Genomic DNA, 386 nt, shown 5'->3' with positions numbered 1-386 from the left:
GGATCGCGGCGGGCGAGGCGCCCGCGGCGGGCGGTTCCGGGCCGGCCGGCGGCGACGAGGTGGCGGAGCTGGAGCGCTCGGTGCGGGCGATGGCGAACGCGCTGGCGGCCCGGGTGGACGCGGAGCGCGAGTTCACCGCCGACGTGGCGCACGAGCTGCGGACGCCGGTGGCGGGCCTGGTGGCCTCGGCGGAGCTGCTGCCGCACCCGCGCGCGGTCGAGATGGTCCGGGAGCGGGCGCAGACGCTGCGCGCGCTGGTCGAGGACCTGCTGGAGGTCTCCCGGCTGGACGCGGGCGTGGAGAGCGCCCAACTGGACGCGGTGGAGCTGCCGTCGCTGGTCCGGGGCGTGGTGAAGCGGGCGCGCGGCCAGCGCGGGGTGGACGAC

The 386-nt window shown here is 79.3% G+C and carries 1 protein-coding gene; it reads left to right on the top strand.

From position 1 onward, the window contains the following. The coding region (locus JNW98_RS31800; protein WP_308015689.1) for a histidine kinase dimerization/phospho-acceptor domain-containing protein at positions 1-386 on the top strand (386 nt) is incomplete at both ends.

This window comes from Streptomyces huiliensis, from assembly GCF_020037025.1.
GTDB lineage: Bacteria > Actinomycetota > Actinomycetes > Streptomycetales > Streptomycetaceae > Streptomyces > Streptomyces huiliensis.
This window is presented reverse-complemented; position numbering and strand designations above follow the sequence as displayed.